The organism is Natronobacterium texcoconense (assembly GCF_900104065.1).
Lineage (GTDB): Archaea > Halobacteriota > Halobacteria > Halobacteriales > Natrialbaceae > Natronobacterium > Natronobacterium texcoconense.
The window spans coordinates 141,857-157,866 of sequence record NZ_FNLC01000001.1 but is presented as its reverse complement, the minus strand read 5'-3'; the positions used below and the strand labels follow the sequence as shown (position 1 = coordinate 157,866).

General features: G+C 59.8%; 14 protein-coding genes and 1 pseudogene. 10 read left to right on the top strand and 5 right to left on the bottom strand.

What is annotated here, in order from left to right:
• Positions 1-105 precede the first annotated feature (105 nt).
• Entirely contained in the window at positions 106-534 is a 429-nt protein-coding gene (locus BLR35_RS00805; protein WP_005580585.1) for a 30S ribosomal protein S12, read from the top strand.
• Positions 535-536: 2 nt separating this feature from the next.
• The gene (locus tag BLR35_RS00800) at positions 537-1,145 is read left to right on the top strand and encodes a 30S ribosomal protein S7 (RefSeq protein WP_090375925.1); all 609 of its coding nucleotides are present in this window, start codon (positions 537-539) and stop codon (positions 1,143-1,145) included.
• Positions 1,146-1,342: 197 nt separating this feature from the next.
• Here BLR35_RS00800 and BLR35_RS20145 read toward each other — a convergent pair whose 3' ends face one another.
• The gene (locus BLR35_RS20145) at positions 1,343-1,702 is read right to left on the bottom strand and encodes a hypothetical protein (protein ID WP_139169220.1); all 360 of its coding nucleotides are present in this window, start codon (positions 1,700-1,702) and stop codon (positions 1,343-1,345) included.
• 6 nt (positions 1,703-1,708) lie between these two features.
• Positions 1,709-1,837 (bottom strand): annotated as a pseudogene (locus BLR35_RS20905) (DUF5781 family protein); the annotation flags it as partial.
• 407 nt (positions 1,838-2,244) lie between these two features.
• Between BLR35_RS20905 and BLR35_RS00785 the strand changes: the two are divergent.
• The 4 genes from BLR35_RS00785 (at position 2,245) to BLR35_RS00770 (ending at position 5,710) form a co-directional block, all read left to right on the top strand.
• Entirely contained in the window at positions 2,245-2,796 is a 552-nt protein-coding gene (locus tag BLR35_RS00785) for a transcriptional regulator FilR1 domain-containing protein (RefSeq protein WP_090375918.1), read from the top strand.
• A 92-nt stretch (positions 2,797-2,888) separates the two neighbouring features.
• Positions 2,889-3,803 (top strand): ABC transporter permease subunit, encoded by a 915-nt coding sequence (locus BLR35_RS00780; protein WP_244510162.1) that lies wholly within the window; start codon positions 2,889-2,891, stop codon positions 3,801-3,803.
• Entirely contained in the window at positions 3,800-4,777 is a 978-nt protein-coding gene (locus tag BLR35_RS00775; RefSeq protein WP_244510161.1) for an ABC transporter permease, read from the top strand. Before BLR35_RS00780 ends, BLR35_RS00775 begins: the two co-directional genes overlap by 4 nt.
• Before the next feature lie 6 nt (positions 4,778-4,783).
• Complete coding sequence (locus BLR35_RS00770) at positions 4,784-5,710, top strand: ABC transporter ATP-binding protein (protein WP_090375914.1); 927 nt, start codon at positions 4,784-4,786, stop codon at positions 5,708-5,710.
• An 83-nt stretch (positions 5,711-5,793) separates the two neighbouring features.
• Here BLR35_RS00770 and BLR35_RS00765 read toward each other — a convergent pair whose 3' ends face one another.
• Complete coding sequence (locus tag BLR35_RS00765; RefSeq protein ID WP_090375910.1) at positions 5,794-6,753, bottom strand: twin-arginine translocation signal domain-containing protein; 960 nt, start codon at positions 6,751-6,753, stop codon at positions 5,794-5,796.
• A 225-nt stretch (positions 6,754-6,978) separates the two neighbouring features.
• Positions 6,979-7,737, bottom strand: coding sequence for a DUF5781 family protein (locus BLR35_RS00760; protein WP_090375906.1), 759 nt, complete (start codon positions 7,735-7,737; stop codon positions 6,979-6,981).
• Between the two features lie 221 nt (positions 7,738-7,958).
• On the opposite strand from BLR35_RS00760, the gene BLR35_RS00755 reads away from it, so the two are divergent.
• Entirely contained in the window at positions 7,959-10,145 is a 2,187-nt protein-coding gene (locus BLR35_RS00755; protein ID WP_090375903.1) for an elongation factor EF-2, read from the top strand.
• Between the two features lie 462 nt (positions 10,146-10,607).
• Here BLR35_RS00755 and serS read toward each other — a convergent pair whose 3' ends face one another.
• On the bottom strand, positions 10,608-11,987 hold the full coding sequence (serS, locus tag BLR35_RS00750; RefSeq protein WP_090375900.1) for a serine--tRNA ligase: 1,380 nt from the start codon (positions 11,985-11,987) through the stop codon (positions 10,608-10,610).
• A gap of 99 nt (positions 11,988-12,086) precedes the next feature.
• On the opposite strand from serS, the gene BLR35_RS00745 reads away from it, so the two are divergent.
• The 3 genes from BLR35_RS00745 (at position 12,087) to BLR35_RS00735 (ending at position 15,939) form a co-directional block, all read left to right on the top strand.
• On the top strand, positions 12,087-13,292 hold the full coding sequence (locus BLR35_RS00745) for a potassium channel family protein (protein ID WP_090375897.1): 1,206 nt from the start codon (positions 12,087-12,089) through the stop codon (positions 13,290-13,292).
• Between the two features lie 179 nt (positions 13,293-13,471).
• Entirely contained in the window at positions 13,472-14,698 is a 1,227-nt protein-coding gene (locus BLR35_RS00740; RefSeq protein ID WP_090375894.1) for a carboxylate--amine ligase, read from the top strand.
• Positions 14,695-15,939, top strand: a complete 1,245-nt coding sequence (locus tag BLR35_RS00735; RefSeq protein ID WP_090375892.1) for a prenyltransferase/squalene oxidase repeat-containing protein — start codon at positions 14,695-14,697, stop codon at positions 15,937-15,939. Before BLR35_RS00740 ends, BLR35_RS00735 begins: the two co-directional genes overlap by 4 nt.
• Positions 15,940-16,010: the final 71 nt, after the last annotated feature.

Here is a 16,010-nt window from a genome sequence, read left to right as displayed (position 1 = left end):
GTGAAACGCGCTCAGATCCCTCGAGCGGGGTACCTCGAGCGCTCTCGAGCCGTAACGCCGATTCGAAACGGGTCGCTTAAGTGGCTCCGACGGATAGCGGCTCCTATGGCAAACGGCAAATACGCCGCGCGCAAGCTCAAGAAGGACCGCCAGAACCAGCGGTGGTCCGACTCTGACTACGCGCGCCGCGCCCGTGGGCTTCGCGAGAAGTCCGACCCGCTCGAGGGCGCACCACAGGGTCGAGGTATCGTACTCGAGAAAGTCGGCATCGAAGCAAAGCAGCCTAACTCGGCGATCCGAAAGTGCGTTCGAGTGCAGCTGATCAAGAACGGGAAGCAGGTCACCGCGTTCTGTCCCGGTGACGGTGCCATCTCGTTCATCGACGAGCACGACGAAGTGACCATCGCCGGTATCGGTGGGGCGAAGGGTCGTGCGATGGGTGACCTCTCCGGTGTCAACTACAAGGTCGACAAGGTCAACGGCGTCGCGCTGAAGGAACTCGTTCGCGGAAACGCGGAGAAGCCGGTGCGATAACCATGTCGGCAGAAGATCAGCCGGACCCGGACGCCCCCGCGGGCGGTGCGGACGTCTCGGCGGACCTCTTCGGCGAGTGGGAGATCGGCGAGATCGAGTATTCGGACCCTTCGACCGAGCGTTACATCACGGTGACGCCGGTCGCACACACCGCTGGCCGACACGCCAGCAAGCAGTTCAAGAAGTCCCAGATCTCGATCGTCGAGCGCTTCATCAACCGTCTGATGCAGACCGAGGAGAACACGGGCAAGAAGCAGAAGACGCTCAACTACGTCCGTGACGCCTTCGACATCATCCACGAGCGCACCGAGGACAATCCGATCCAGGTGCTCGTGACCGCCGTCGAGAACGCGGCACCTCGAGAGGAGACCGTCCGCCTGAAGTACGGTGGCATCTCCGTCCCGAAGGCCGTCGACGTCGCCCCACAGCGCCGAGTCGACCAGGCACTGAAGTTCCTGGCCGAAGGCGTTCACAACGACTCGTTCAAGACGGCCACGTCCGTCGAGGAAGCGATCGCGAGCCAGCTCATCGGCGCGGCCAACTACGACGTCCAGACGTACGCCGTCAGTCAGAAAGAGGAGAAAGAGCGCGTCGCGGCTGCCGCACGCTAACTACGCGGTTTCTTATTCGTTTTTCGCGGACCAGTAGCGACAGCGTTGCTTTCGAATGACAAATATAGTTTCAGGAAATACTCATCCACCCACATTTCGGTGAGAACATGAAACGCCGCCAACTATTGGTCTCGCTCGGAGCGGGTTCGACGATCAGTACAGCAGGATGTACGTCCCGTCTCGAGACCGGTGTCGAGTTATCCTGGATTACCTGCCGTCGTCATGCAATAGACCCTGTCGACGACCCTCCGCCTATCGAGATCCGTGTCGTGGACGACGGAAACGTTGTCGCAGAACGGACGGTAAACGAAGAGGAGTTCTGGGAATCCGTGTTCGATTGTCGCTGGGGACCCGAACAGGTTTCGTACACCGTTCAGGGTCGGTTCGACGGTGACGACGAGTGGTTGCGAAGCTGGAACCTGGCTGAATTCGACGCCGATCCTCTCGGAGCCGTCGTTTACGTATTCGAAGATGAAAATGGCAATCCGGATTTGACTATGGGCGCGATAGACGATCCCGATTCGGATATTATCGATCCGTGCTAGATCGATAGTCACTCCCCGTTAGTCCGCCGCAGGGCCCTCGCCGCCGACGTAGTCACGCGTCGCGTCGACGAGCACCTGCCGGTAGCTACTCGAGTCGGGATCCGCTGCGAGTTCCCGGAATCGGCGTTTGAAAATCTCAACGTCGAGCCGTCGCTGTTGATCTTGAAGGAACCATTCTATAACGCCAATTTATTTCAAAACCCCGACGGACAGGAGTGATGCGACTGAAAAGTGTGATATCCCCAATCACTTTATTTGTGTTCTGCTATTCGTAGTATCATCGGTTTATTCAATTAGGGTTAAAGAATATACATTTTTACGATATAGCTGATAGATATGGGTGGTGGTGTCGCACTCGCGAAACTATTTGGTTCATCAGCGCGGTACGAGATATTGCGAGCGCTCACACAGTCACCGAAGACGGTTTCGGAACTCGAAGCGACATCGATGCGACACGACGGACGATCCTACGTAATCTGAACCAGCTCGAAAAGGAAGGGTGGATTCAGCAATCAAATAACCAAATTTGTCTTGTATCGCTCGTAGAAGCGGCTATGACTGATTTTATTGAGGAGATCGAGCGTGCAGAACACCTTCAAAGGTTAACCACGATTGCTAAATATGCGCCAAATTGCTTCGAAGATATCCCTGCAGAAATCCTTATGCAGTGTGAAGTGAATATTCGAGAATCAGGATATCCGAACGGGCCACTCGAGAAAGTTATCGAAATTGTTCAATCCGCAACTGAGGTATACACGTTCGCACCGACCGTTACACAGCAATTCCTTGATGCGCATCGAACAGTCTTGGAGCAACACCAGTCAGTCGAGTTGGTTATCGGATCAGCCGGATTAGAAGGCATCCGATCCAGCAGCGTGATCGACCTTTCTACTGCGTTCAATGGTGTAATATACGTATACGATGGGCCCACAGAGCCGATCGGTCTCGTTCGTACGGACGATCACGTAATTGTGCTAGTCTACGATGAGCACGGTACAGTTCACGGAATTGTTTTTGGAAACCACGATCAATTCCGAACGTGGGGAGCATCACTCTATGAAAAGTATCGCAAAAATGCCACCGTTGTTTCATCGACTAATTTTTGAATATAGATCCTGCGTTAGATGGCAATTCCCTCAAAAGATATATTATAATCGGTATAGTTTTATTACACTATATTCAAATTAGATTACGGCTAATGGAACGTTGGAGAGTTTCAAATAAGTGTTCGGACAAAACTTACTGGAAGAGGTGGCCGAGGAACTACGACCTCCGCCGGCCGTATCAAGTGTTTCTACTTGAGTGCCAGTTGATCAGTCGATCGACGACAAATCGCGTTATTGCTGCCGCCGTGTTCGTTGCTTTCGTTGCACCAATTGTATGGGTTTCGGAAGATACGATCGGGTCGTCCGAAGGGGCAACCTTCGTCGTTCTCGAGGAAGGGCACACGGTTTCAGCCGCCTACTGGTTTCACGGCATCGACATTTATGTCGTTTTGCTTCCGCTGTTCGCGTTCCTTTTCGGTTACGGCACAATTGCCTCAGAACGAGATGACGGGACGCTTACGGTACTCGGATCACTTCCGGTAACTCGATTCGATATATACATTGGAAAGGCGCTCGCGCGAATACTCGTCTTTTCAGGAATTATTTTTGTCGGCGTCCTTGCCGGATTGTTCGGGATATTCGTAACGAATCCGATGATGGCGTCACCGTACGGCCACTTACTGGCAAGTGTTCCGACTGTGCTTTTCGGCACTGCGCTCGTCTCCATCGCTATCGCCGTGTCTTCACTTCTTTCCAGTCGGTTACACGCATTGAGCGGCGCGATTGTGGGCTATTTCGGACTTGTATTTGGCGCAGTGTGGACGCTCGGGTCTGCCCCACTGGCAATCGTCGGACATCCGTTTCACGGATATTCAACGGTGATTGCAACACTCTTCGACACGATGTATCCATCACTCGAAGTCGCCCTCTCGAGCGGAAGCCAATCACCGGACACACTGTTGTTGTTCGTAACGGGACCAGTTGCCATCCTCGTTCTCTTTGCCTGGATCTGCGGTCCACTCGCGATCGGATACCTCGGATTTCGACGGGAGGTGATTCTGTCGTGAAGTTGGCTCCTTTCGTCGACTCGTCCGATGGGTCTGGTCGGACGACACCGGCAGACACAGTCGCACAAGCGAGAATAACGGCTGCAATCGCCAAGATGGAAATTCGCCAGTTTCGATGGTCGCGGCTAGTTGCTCTGTTCATCGCTTTCTTCGGGTTCTCTGCTTGGCGAATTGTAAGCAGTATTCGCCCCGTAGAAGGTGAAGGAGGAAGAGGCAGCCGGTATACGTTCCTCGAATATCCGGAGACGTACGATGCCGTCTACGCCGTGTACGGGTTCATGAGTTATACGTTCCACGTGAATTCGTTTGTGTTCCTCGTTCCGCTACTGGGCTTAGTGCTCGGGTACGGAGCGGTCGTTACTCCTCGAGCGACCGGACAACTCAAAACCGTACTTGCATTTCCCTGTTCGCGCGCGGCCATACTAATTGGAACATTGCTTGGCAGAGGAATCATTCTTACAGCCGTGATCGGTACTGGTCTCCTCGTCGGCTGGATAACGATTCTCGTTCAATTCGAGACGGCCCAAGCCGGATTCTACGCCGCGTTCTCCGCGGCGACGATCGGGTACGGATTCGTCTGGTTGAGTATTGGGTTCGCTCTGTCGTCGCTATTCGCGACGCCACGACGAGTGGCGGCTGCAGTGTTCACGGTGTTTATCGGCTTCACGTTCAACTGGCACGAAATCGCCGTTAACGCTCTTGGGCTATTCCCTGACGCGTATAGTGTCGACCCACGACAGGCGTATCTAATACTTGCTTCGGCCCCCTACGAAGAAATCATCCCGAAGGTCCACCTCGCGCCCCACGAGGATATCGACGGCTTCGGTACCACCGTTGTCGGAACACAGATCGCGGAGGTAGCCGCGGTGCCGCTACATCTTTCTTGGCCGGTCGCCGTCTGCGTCCTCGGGTTGTGGATTTTCGTCCCGCTGGTAATCACGTACAACAGACTCCGACGGCTATCACTTACGTAATTCACAATGACAAACGATACTCCCGCAATAGAGTTCGAGTCAGTAACTCAAACGTTCGGTCACATTACTGCCCTTTCGGACCTCTCACTTGAGGTCCATCCCGGAGAACGATACGGCTTTCTCGGTCCGAACGGTGCCGGAAAAACGACAGCCATCGGCTTGTTGTTGAACTTCCTGCGTCCAACTGATGGAACAGTTCGCGTTTTCGGTCGGAACGTACAGTCAAACGAACTTGCAGTGAAGTCCCGAACGGGTGCTCTCCCACAGGGATTTACACCATACTCGAATCTCACGGGATACGAACATCTCGAGTTCGCGTGTTCGGTTCGCGGAGTCGACACTGACCCTGAAGACGTCCTCGAACGCGTTGGATTACTAGATGCTGCGGAACAAAAGGCAAATGGGTACTCACAGGGAATGGTCCGTCGGCTTGGGTTTGCGATGGCGCTTGTCGGCGAGCCCGACCTGTTAATTTTGGATGAGCCGATCGCCGGACTCGATCCGAGCGGCGCAGCTCGCATCCGAGAACTGATCCGTGAACAGAACGAGCGCGGAGCCACTGTATTCGTTTCGTCGCACCAGCTTGCCCAAGTCGAGACTATTTGTGATCGAGTCGGCATCATCTCTGAAGGGACGATGGTCGCCGAAGCATCCGTTTCGGAACTTCAGGCCCGTATCGACGGAGGGCCACGGCTCGTCATCACATTGGCGGACGGGCCTGTATCGGTTCCTGACGCCGTAATGGCAGTCGAGGGCGTCGAAGATGCGTGGGTCGACGAGAGCCGAGTGATTGTCAGCTGTGAATCCGCGAGCGTTCGAACCGACGTGCTCGTCGCTCTCGAAGAAGCTGGAATCGACGTCATCGATTTCGAGACCGAACGTGCATCACTTGAAGATGTCTTCGCTGCGTACGCAGATACGGAAAACGTGTAAGCCGAAAGCTCGAGGATGGGTATCAAACACGAGACACAGAATGTCTCGGGAAGTCAGGTGACTTCTCGAAAATCGGAGGGAAATCAGTAAAAGAGGACGCCAGCGTCACTTCCTAAGAGGAAATCAATTATTGTACGGAACCCAAGTGTACCCGAGTGATCAACTGTTCCTTCCACGTTCAGTTCGTTCCCATCAAACCACGTATCTTGACTGTGATCAGCGGTCGATTCCGGAATGATGGGGAAATCATTGTTGTAGTATTCAGCTTCCGCAGACGTAAGAGAGTCGTCTGAGCTGTCGACGTGCCACGTCGTGTTGAATGCATCCGGAATATCACAGTCGACTCCCGGCGGAAGATCACTACAGGGGAACCGATCGCCGAACTCTTCGCCGTCACACGTCTCCCCGTCAGCCGTTTCGAAAATGCCAATAGAGTCGTCGATATCGTAATCACCGCTAGTCGGCGTATACTCAATCGCGAGGTTCGTTCGAGCAAGAGGACCACACTCGCTCGATTCGGTTTGAACCCACGTTGCCGCGTCACCGAGATTTCCAAGTTCCGGTTCCTCAGGGATGTTTATTTTAACGTCGTCACTCTGTTGTAGCGAATTATCACGCAAATGCTCCGTCAGAGTCGTCGTAGTCTCGGTCCGCTCAAGCGTGAAATCACCGCTTTCCAGCCGAGCCACGTCCTGCGCTTCAGTGACTTCGACTCCGGTCGTATCGTCGTAAGAGAGGCTGTAACTAACCTTCGTTGGATCGGCGTCTTCGTCTGCTCCCTCCGGGTTCACTTCGTGCGCCGAATGGATTTTAGTGCGGACGATTTCGCGCTCTTTACGTTTCAAAAAGATTATCGAAGCTTCTTCCAGATCGTCGTACCCGTCAGTATCGAGTGAGACCTCGTTTACTACACCCTCCTGCAGGTCGTCCGTTGCGACAGCACTTCCGGTCGCTCCGAGAAGTGCAACGGCAGATGCGGCGCTCGTTCGTTTAAGTAACGTTCGTCGGTCGAGATTCAACCGTCCGTGACTATCATCGGACATTGCATTTTACGAGAATATTAGAAATCTAATGAATATAATTCGTGACGAACGACGTTGGTCGACGTACGACATGGACCAACACTGCGATGTCGAGTGTCACACCCGCAGGACTGACGTGGTGTCTAATGAGCACTCAATTGACGAAAACAGACCGTCTGGATCTCAAGACCGGTTCCTCCGCAGCATCGAAGTCAGGATCACCCGGGGCCGTCCACCACTCTCGAATCAGTCCGCCGCAGGTCCTTCCCCACCGACGTAGTCCCGCGTCGCGTCGACGAGCACCTGCCGGTAGCTACTCGAGTCGGGATCCGCTGCGAGTTCCCGGAAGCGGCGCTTGAACCCCTCGAAGTCGACGTTGGGGGCGTCGAGTGCGGCGGCGTGTGCGAGGTCGTACAGTCGGTGACTCTCGTCGGTGACGAGGCCGTGTCGTTCCGCGAGCGCGAGCGCGAACGCGGCGTTGACGGCCGTGATGTCGGGGTCGGCGCTCGCGGAGAGTCGCTCGAGGCCCGGCCGGGAAGGGGTGTCGGGACGGTCAGCGACGGCGGCAGCGAGACTCGACTCGAGATAGGCGAGCAGTTTTTCGCCGGGGCCGACGGCGAGCGTGATGTCGTCGGCGTAGATGTCTTTCATGTGGTTGGCGATCTGGTAGCAGTGGGAGAGTTTGCGCCGTTCGACGCTCTTGCCGGCCAGCGCGAGAAAGAGCACTTCCTCGGTCGACTGGATGTGGGAGGGGTGTTCCTGTTCGTACCGGGCCATGTGTGCGAACTCGTGGAGGGCGAGTTCGCGGGCCATCGCGCTCGAGGCGGCCTGTCTCGAGATGTTCAGGACGTGGCGGTCGTCGTAGTGGCCGGCCCAGGTGCGTTCGTCGGGGTCGTCCTGCAGACGAACGTAGACCGGCAACGAGAGGTCGTGTTCGGTTTCGAAGAGGTCGCGGGCGCTGAGAAACGGGGAGGTTGGGCCTGGACCCTGGACGCGAATATCCATGTGTATCCCTACCAAGTGCCCTCGAAGTATGTCTCTTACGCCCGGTTGCGCAGGCCGCGAGACGGGACGTACAAGCGGTGTTTCCGGAAACTGCTGCCGATTCATGTGTGTTGTTACCTCACGCAATCCGGATATTCACGCGTCCCAACCGGGATACGCGTCGGATTCTCCCGACGACGAAACACTACCCTTTTGACCCCGCTACCGGTAACAGGGTGTATATGGGCCGACGCAAGAAGATCGTCCAAGAGTGTGAACGGCTGATGGACGAACCGGAGAACATCCGGAACATCGCCATCGCCGCTCACGTCGACCACGGGAAAACAACCCTCTCCGACAACCTGCTGGCTGGCGCGGGCATGATCTCCGACGAGACTGCCGGCGAACAGCTCGCGATGGACACGGAGGAAGACGAACAGGAACGTGGGATCACCATCGACGCGGCAAACGTTTCGATGACCCACGAGTACGAGGGCGAGAACCACCTCATCAACCTCATCGACACGCCGGGCCACGTCGACTTCGGTGGCGACGTCACCCGAGCGATGCGTGCCGTCGACGGTGCACTGGTGGTCGTCGACGCCGTCGAAGGCGCGATGCCCCAGACCGAGACCGTCCTGCGCCAGGCACTGCGCGAAGGCGTCAAGCCGACCCTGTTCATCAACAAGGTCGACCGCCTGATCTCCGAACTGCAGGAAGGTCCCGAGGAGATGCAGGAGCGGCTCCTCGCCGTCATCCGCGACGTCAACGAACTCATCCGCGGCATGACCGAGGACATGGACGATGTCGACGACTGGACCGTCTCCGTCGAGGACGGGACCGTCGGCTTCGGATCCGCTCTCTACAAGTGGGGCGTCTCGATGCCTTCGATGCAGCGCACCGGGATGGACTTCGCCGAGATCATGGAACTCGAGCGGTCGGACAAGCGTCAGGAGCTTCACGAGAAGACGCCGCTGTCGGACGTCGTGCTCGACATGGTCTGTGAGCACTTCCCGAACCCTGTCGACGCACAGCCCCGCCGTGTGCCACGTATCTGGCGTGGTGACGCCGAGTCCGGTCTCGCCGAGGAGATGCGCCTCGTCGACGAGGACGGCGAGGTCGTCTTCATGGTCACCGACATCGCGATGGACCCACACGCCGGCGAAGTCGCTTCCGGCCGCGTCTTCTCGGGTAGCCTCGAGAAGGGCCAGGAGCTGTACGTCTCCGGGACTGCGGGCAAGAACCGCGTCCAGTCCGTCGGCATCTACATGGGTGGCGAACGCGAGGAAGTCGAGGAGGTACCTGCGGGTAACATCGCAGCCGTCACCGGCCTCAAGGACGCCATCGCCGGCTCGACCGTCTCGAGCACGGAGATGACGCCGTTCGAGTCGATCGAACACATCTCCGAGCCCGTCATTACGAAGTCCGTCGAGGCACAGAACATGGACGACCTGCCGAAGCTGATCGAGACGCTGCGTCAGGTCTCCAAGGAAGACCCGACGATCCAGATCAACATCAACGAGGACACCGGCGAGCACCTGATCTCCGGACAGGGTGAGCTTCACCTCGAGGTCATCACCCAGCGTATCGAGAAGAACCAGGGGATCCCGGTCAACACCGGTGAACCGATCGTCGTCTTCCGCGAACAGCCCCAGGAAGCGAGCGCGGAGGTCGAGGGTATCTCGCCGAACCGCCACAACCGCTTCTACATCTCCATCGAACCGATGGCGAACGAACTCGTCGAGACGATCCAGCTCGGCGAGGCGTCGATGGACATGCCCGAGCAGGAACGCCGTGAGGCCCTGCAGGACGCCGGCATGGAGAAAGACGATTCCCAGAACGTCGAGCACATCCACGGGACGAACATCCTGCTCGACCAGACGAAGGGTATCCAGCACCTGAACGAGACGATGGAGCTGGTGATCGAAGGGTTCGAGGAAGCACTGGACAACGGCCCACTCGCGAACGAGCCAGTCCAGGGGACGCTCATCCGTCTGCACGACGCTCGACTCCACGAGGACACCATCCACCGTGGCCCGGCACAGGTCATCCCCGCAACCCGACAGGCGCTTCACAACGCCCTGATCGACGGGACGATCAAGATGCTCGAGCCGATGCAGGACGTCCGTATCGACGTGCCTAACGACCACATGGGTGCCGCCTCGGGCGAGATCCAGGGTCGTCGTGGCCGCGTCGACGACATGTACCAGGAAGGTGACCTCATGGTCGTCGAGGGTATCGCACCCGTCGGCGAGATGATCGGATTCGCGAGCGACATTCGCTCCGCGACCGAGGGTCGTGCCTCCTGGAACACCGAAAACGCCGGCTTCGAGGTCATGTCCGACTCGCTCCAGCGCGAGAAGATCATGGAGATCCGCGAGCGCAAGGGCATGAAGCTCGAGCTGCCGGAAACGATCGACTACATCTAACGGTCTCGGTAGTTTCTTCGGTGCGCCCTCTTCGTTCGTGCACCGTTCGAAGAAACCACCACTCGCGTCTTTTACGCCGACTTCGCTGATAGTCCGGATCGCGTTCGGCGCGACGTCACAGCTCAGACTCGCGCGAAGAACCACTAAACGGGGACAGACGTGTCTCTCGAGGGGTGATAAATCGGTGGACAGAAACCGCGAGTACCCCTACCCGGCTGTCCACCGTCCTATCGAGTCAGTCAGAGGCATGTGGAATATGCTTTGTGGTTAGACAGTCCGTCTGGCTGACTCGGATTAGCCGCCGAAAGCATACAATAGACGGTTTCATCCCCTCTCGTGCCGTTAAATTCACATCGAACTTACGTCGCGAGGACGTTGGAAAACGAGATCACTGCCGCCAGCGCGAATTACAATACGATTAGGGAGACGCGTCGGTTCGACTCGAGTTCCGCGAGACAGCGGCTATTCGCGTTCGCCGGCACCCAGTGCAGCCTCGCCGACCTTCTCGTGGCCCTCGATGACTTCCTGACCGCCCATGTACGGCTGCAGGGCTTCGGGAACCGTCACCGTGCCGTCCTCGTTCTGGTAGTACTCGAGGAGCGCGACCATCACGCGGGGCAGTGCGACTCCCGACGCGTTCAGGGTGTGGAGGTACTCGGCCGATTCGTGGCGCTCGGGCCGGTAGCGAAGACCCGCACGGCGGGCCTGGAAGTCCTCGAAGTTCGAGGCCGACGAGACCTCGAGCCAGCGGCCGCCGCGGTCGGGGCCGTCGTCCATGTCGTCGCCGGGTGCCCAGACCTCGATGTCGTAGGTCTTGGCGCTGGCGAACGTGAGATCGCCGGTACAGAGTTCGAGGATGCGATAGGGTAGGCCGAGTCGCTGGAGGACTTCCTCGGCTTCGTCGAGCAGGCCCTCGAGTCGATCGTAGCTGTTCTCGGGTTCGACGAAGTTGACGAGTTCGACCTTGTTGAACTGGTGAACGCGGACGATGCCGCGGGTTTCGGTTCCGTGTTCGCCGGCTTCGCGCCGGAAGTTCGGCGTGTAGGCCTGGTGTTTCAGCGGGAGGTCGTCCTTGAGCAGGATATCGTCGGCGTACATGTTGGTGACCGGCACCTCCGCGGTCGGACAGAGCCAGAGGTCGTCGTCCTCGTATTCCTCCTCGTTGCTGCCGCCGAGTCGGTAGGCGTCGTCGGCGAACTTGGGGAGCTGACCGGTGCCACGCATCGACTCGCTCTTGACCGGCACCGGTGGGAAGAGGTCGACATAGCCCTGTTCGCGGTGGATATCCATCATGAACTGGATCAGGGCGTGCTCGAGGCGTGCGCCGTCGCCTTTGAGGAAGTAGAAGCCGGAGCCGGTCGTTTTGGCTCCGCGAGCCTCGTCGATGATGTCCATCTCCTCGCCGAGTTCGTAGTGTGGCGTCACGTCCTCGGGCAGGTCACGCAGGTCGTCGAATCCCCAGCGCCGATCCTCGACGTTGTGGCGTTCGTCGACGCCCAGTGGGACGCTCTCGTGAGGGACCTGAGGGATCTCGAGCATTCGCTGCTCGAGGTCGGCCTGGAGTTCGATGGCCTCCGCCTCGACGTCCTCGATTTCGGCCTTGAGCTCTCTCGATTTCTCGATAGCCTCGTCTTTCTCGTCTCGTTTACCCTCCGAGACCAGTTTGCCGATCCGGTCGGTGATCTCGTTGCGTTCGTGGCGCAGTTCGTCACCACGGGCTTTCAGTTCTCGCCACCGTTCGTCGATCTCGAGAATCTCGTCGAGGTCGACGTCGGCGCCCCGATTGTCGAGGGCGTCGCGAACCTCGTCGGGGTTCTCTCGTACGTACGTCCGGTCGAGCATTAGTCGTTGATTCATGACGGCCGTCCAAAACCGTATCGGAAGGCAGTGTGGCCGGACGAGCGGCAAACGTTTTTTGGACCGGCCGAGAGTTGATTACATATGGACCCGCTCGAGGGCGAGGCGTCGGTACCGATCGAGTACGAGCCAGTCAACGTCAAAGACGTGCTCGTCGAGATGAAAGACACAGCGGAGCTGCTCATCGACCTCTCGTACTCCGCGGTCTTGCACTCGAGCGAGGAGATCGCCCACGAGGTACTGCGCCTCGAGGAACGGATGGACCTCCTCGAGATGCGGGCGCGAATGGGGCTGATGATGGCGGTCCGGAACCCGGACGACGCCGAACAGCTCGCGCCCGTTCTGGGAATCGTCACCGCCGCCGACGACATCAGTGACGCGGCCGGCGACATCGCGAAGGTCGTCTTAGAGGACATCGGGCTCCCGGAGGCGATGCGGGCGGCGCTTCCCGAGGCCGTCGAGACGCTCGTCCGTGGGGTCGTCGCTCCCGACTCGTCCTACGTTGGACGAACGCTTGCCGACATCGACCTCGAGTCCGAGACCGGCGTTCGCGTTATCGCGCTTCGTCGTGGCGAGGAGTGGCTGCTCAACCCCGGCCCGGAGACGACGATCGAGGCCGACGACGTCGCGCTCCTGCGTGGCCCGGACGTCGCGATCGGCGACGTCTGTGAGACGATGACCGGGACGACCTACGAGCCGCCGGTCGTCGACGCGCCCGACATCGAGGACCTCGAACGGGCGGTCGACACCATCGTCCACATGAAGAACCTCTCGGAACTGGCCGTCGACCTGGCCTACAGCGCCGTCCTCTTCGACAGCGACGCGCTGGCGGAGGAGGTCCAGAACCTCGAGGTGGAAGTCGACGCGCTCGAGTCGCGGTTCGAGGCCTGGACGCTCCGGGCAGCGGCGGACGCCTCAGATCCGGTCGCGCTGCGGGGACTGATCCACCTCGGCAGTGCCACCGAAGTCATCAGCGACGCCGCGATCGACATCAGCGAGGGCGTTCTTCGAGAGATCGACGTCCACCCGGTCGTCCAGTTGGCCGTCGAGGAGAGCGACGAGATCATCACCCGCGTCGAGGTCGCGCCGGAAAGCGATCTCGATGGGACGACGATCGTTGGCGGCGTCCCCGATACCGAGTCGACGATGTCCGTAATCGCCATCCGCCGACCCGACGAGGGTTGGCTGCTGGTCGGCGACGCCGATGCCGAGATCCAGGGTGGCGACGTGCTTATCTCGAAAGGGACGCGGACGGCTGCGACAGCGTTCGAGGAGTTAGCAGCGAGCTAGAGACGATAAGCCGAGAGTAGCAGTCGACGTCTCGAGTTCGGGTCTCGCGGACAGTCCGACACGTACGGCGGCGTTACGAACCGAACGCAGCCCGATAGCCCCACTCCGGCTGGAGTAGGTGGATCGACCAGCATCTCATCAACCTGTTACTTTTTGAACTGGGCGATGCGGCCCCGTCCATGCACGCGGTTCCACCGACGGTCCTCCTGCTCGACGGCGATTACGACAACGCCCTGGCGATCGCGACGGAGCTAAGCGAGGACCTCGAGGCGACGGTGGTCGGCGTCGGGACGTCGCCACACAGCAGGCTTCTGCGCTCGACGTACTGCGACGCTGGCCGAGTCCTTCCACCTCCTGACGATCCGGACTATCCGACGGCCCTGCTCGAGACGATCGAGCGGGATCGACCGGACGTCGTCCTTCCGGTCGGCTACGACTCGATGGCGGCAGTCCAGACGATCCGGGAATCGATTCCTGGAGACGTCGCGCTCTGTCTCCCTTCGAGAGACGCCTTCCGTGCTGCGGCGGACAAAGAAGAGACGTTGCGGCGGGGCCAACGGCTCGGTCTCGAGACGCCGATGGAGTACTCGGACGTCGTCGCCAACCTCGAGGCGGACGGCCGGGCGACCCCCGACGGCGTCCTCCCCTTTCCCCTCTTCCTGAAGGCACGGTGGGAGAACGGCGGCGTGACGACGGCACCGGTCGACGACCCGGGCGAGTTCTGGAAGACCTACGATCGGATCGCGAGCGTCGCTCCGGACGGCGAGGTACTGGTCCAGGAGTACGTCGACGGCTCCGGTTCGACCCACGCCTGTGGGTTACTCTGTGTCGACGGCGAGGTCGCACTCACGATGACACACGAGGAACTTCGGTCGGTGCCCCGTCACGGCGGCAGCGGGACGCACCTCCGGCTCGAGCCGGATGCGGCGGTCGCGACGGCCGCACGGCGGTTGCTCGAGGAGGTCGGCTGGCACGGCGTCGCACTCGTCGAGTTCAAACGCCGGACGGACGGGACGCCCGTACTTATGGAAATCAACCCGAAGTTCTGGGCGTCGTACGCGCTGGCCAGCGAGTTCGGCTATCGGTTCGCCTCGACGCTGGTCGCCGACCGACTCGACCTCGGCCACGAGTTGCCCGTCGGCTCGCCGGAACCGAGAGGCGAGATGGTGTTCCCGCTCCGGGAACTGCAGTTCGCGGCGACGAACAGGGATCGGGAGACGCTCCGGGAGTCGCTGTCGACGCTGCTCTCGCCCGGGGCGAGCTGGGATCTCGAGCCGACAGATCTCGGCGCGTGGCTGACGCCGCCGGCATCACTCCTGGAGCAGCTTCCGGGGACGTCTGTACCGCGATCGTCCGCAGAGCAGGCGGAGAAACGACTGCCGAACCCGACCCGGAGTCGACGATGAACGCGACGCGAACGACCGAGCGACGGAGAGACGAATCGGCCTCGAGCGATCCCATCGTCCGGCGCTGTCGCGAGACGCTCGCGTACGCACGCGAGCGAGACTACACCGGCTGGGACTACGCCGACGGGCTGAGCAGCGTCTACCTCCAGCGACTTCCGTTCGAGAGCAAACTGCTGAACCTCGCGGTCCAGGAGGGGATCAAGCGAGCGCCGATCAACCTGCGTCCGTACTTCGAGGTCGAGCAACGGCGCAACTACAAGGGTGCGGCGCTGTTCGCGATGGCGAACCTCGACATCTACACGCTGACTGGCGACGAGACGTACGCTCGAGAGGCACAGAATCTCGTCGAGTGGCTGCTCGCGGAAGACAACGACTGGTGTCGCGGCTTCTGTGGCGGCGGGCACAGACACCCCCTGCAGGACCTCTCGAGCGAGACGGCCTCGACGCCGGGCGAGGTGTCGGGCGTCGTCTCGACCACCTACGCGGTGCAAGCGCTGCTCCAGGCCGCGGACGCGCTCGAGGAACCGACGTACGCACGAGTCGCGCGGACGGCGACCGAGTTCGTCTTCGAGGACCTCGACTACACCGAGTTCGACGAGGGTGCGCGAATCAACTATACGGCCGAGAACGGTGGGGGAAACGAGGTGAGCGAACCCTACACCCTCAACGCGAACGCACTCGGCGCGCGGCTCCTGCTCGAACTCGGAGCGTACTTCGACGAGCCGCGATGGTGCGAGGCGGGCGAGGCGATCCTCGACTACGTCGCGAGCAAACAGACCGCGACGGGCGGCTGGATGTACACCGATCCGCCGACGGCCTCTCACCTCTCGATGGACAACTTCCACAACGGCTTCATCCTCGAGTCGCTGCTCCGGTACCAGGAGCTTACAGGCTCGAGTCGGTTCGACGCGACGATCGAACGCGGACTGTCGTTCTACCGTGAAGAGCTGTTCGAGGACGACGGCGCGTCCAACTGGGACGAGTCGAGCGTGTACCCCCGAGATACCCACGCGGCCGCCCAGGGAATTATCACGTTCACCGAGGCGGGCGACCTCGAGTTCGCCCGTCGGATCATCGACTGGGCGACCGACGCGCTGTACGCCGGCGACGGCCAGTTCTACTACCAGCAGCGGCGCTTCTACACGAAACGGTTCACCCTGATGCGGTGGTGTCAGGCCTGGATGGCCTACGCGCTGTCGACGTACGCGAGGGCGTGCGACGGAGAGTCAGAGACGGTGTAAGCGGCGAATACACCCCGTCGTCGGCGTGTACGGCTCACCAAACGAGGGGTAGTGTGAACGTAGTTATGAGA

What these genes read in the sequence shown, in the direction of transcription:
- serS (WP_090375900.1), bottom strand. Translation starts at nt 11,987, where the DNA reads ATGCTCGACCGGACGTACGTACGAGAGAACCCCGACGAGGTTCGCGAC.
- BLR35_RS00745 (WP_090375897.1), top strand. Translation starts at nt 12,087, where the DNA reads ATGGACCCGCTCGAGGGCGAGGCGTCGGTACCGATCGAGTACGAGCCA.
- BLR35_RS00780 (WP_244510162.1), top strand. Translation starts at nt 2,889, where the DNA reads ATGGAACGTTGGAGAGTTTCAAATAAGTGTTCGGACAAAACTTACTGG.
- BLR35_RS00770 (WP_090375914.1), top strand. Translation starts at nt 4,784, where the DNA reads ATGACAAACGATACTCCCGCAATAGAGTTCGAGTCAGTAACTCAAACG.
- BLR35_RS00760 (WP_090375906.1), bottom strand. Translation starts at nt 7,737, where the DNA reads ATGGATATTCGCGTCCAGGGTCCAGGCCCAACCTCCCCGTTTCTCAGC.
- BLR35_RS00740 (WP_090375894.1), top strand. Translation starts at nt 13,472, where the DNA reads ATGCACGCGGTTCCACCGACGGTCCTCCTGCTCGACGGCGATTACGAC.
- BLR35_RS00755 (WP_090375903.1), top strand. Translation starts at nt 7,959, where the DNA reads ATGGGCCGACGCAAGAAGATCGTCCAAGAGTGTGAACGGCTGATGGAC.
- BLR35_RS00785 (WP_090375918.1), top strand. Translation starts at nt 2,245, where the DNA reads ATGACTGATTTTATTGAGGAGATCGAGCGTGCAGAACACCTTCAAAGG.
- BLR35_RS00800 (WP_090375925.1), top strand. Translation starts at nt 537, where the DNA reads ATGTCGGCAGAAGATCAGCCGGACCCGGACGCCCCCGCGGGCGGTGCG.
- BLR35_RS00765 (WP_090375910.1), bottom strand. Translation starts at nt 6,753, where the DNA reads ATGTCCGATGATAGTCACGGACGGTTGAATCTCGACCGACGAACGTTA.
- BLR35_RS00735 (WP_090375892.1), top strand. Translation starts at nt 14,695, where the DNA reads ATGAACGCGACGCGAACGACCGAGCGACGGAGAGACGAATCGGCCTCG.
- BLR35_RS00805 (WP_005580585.1), top strand. Translation starts at nt 106, where the DNA reads ATGGCAAACGGCAAATACGCCGCGCGCAAGCTCAAGAAGGACCGCCAG.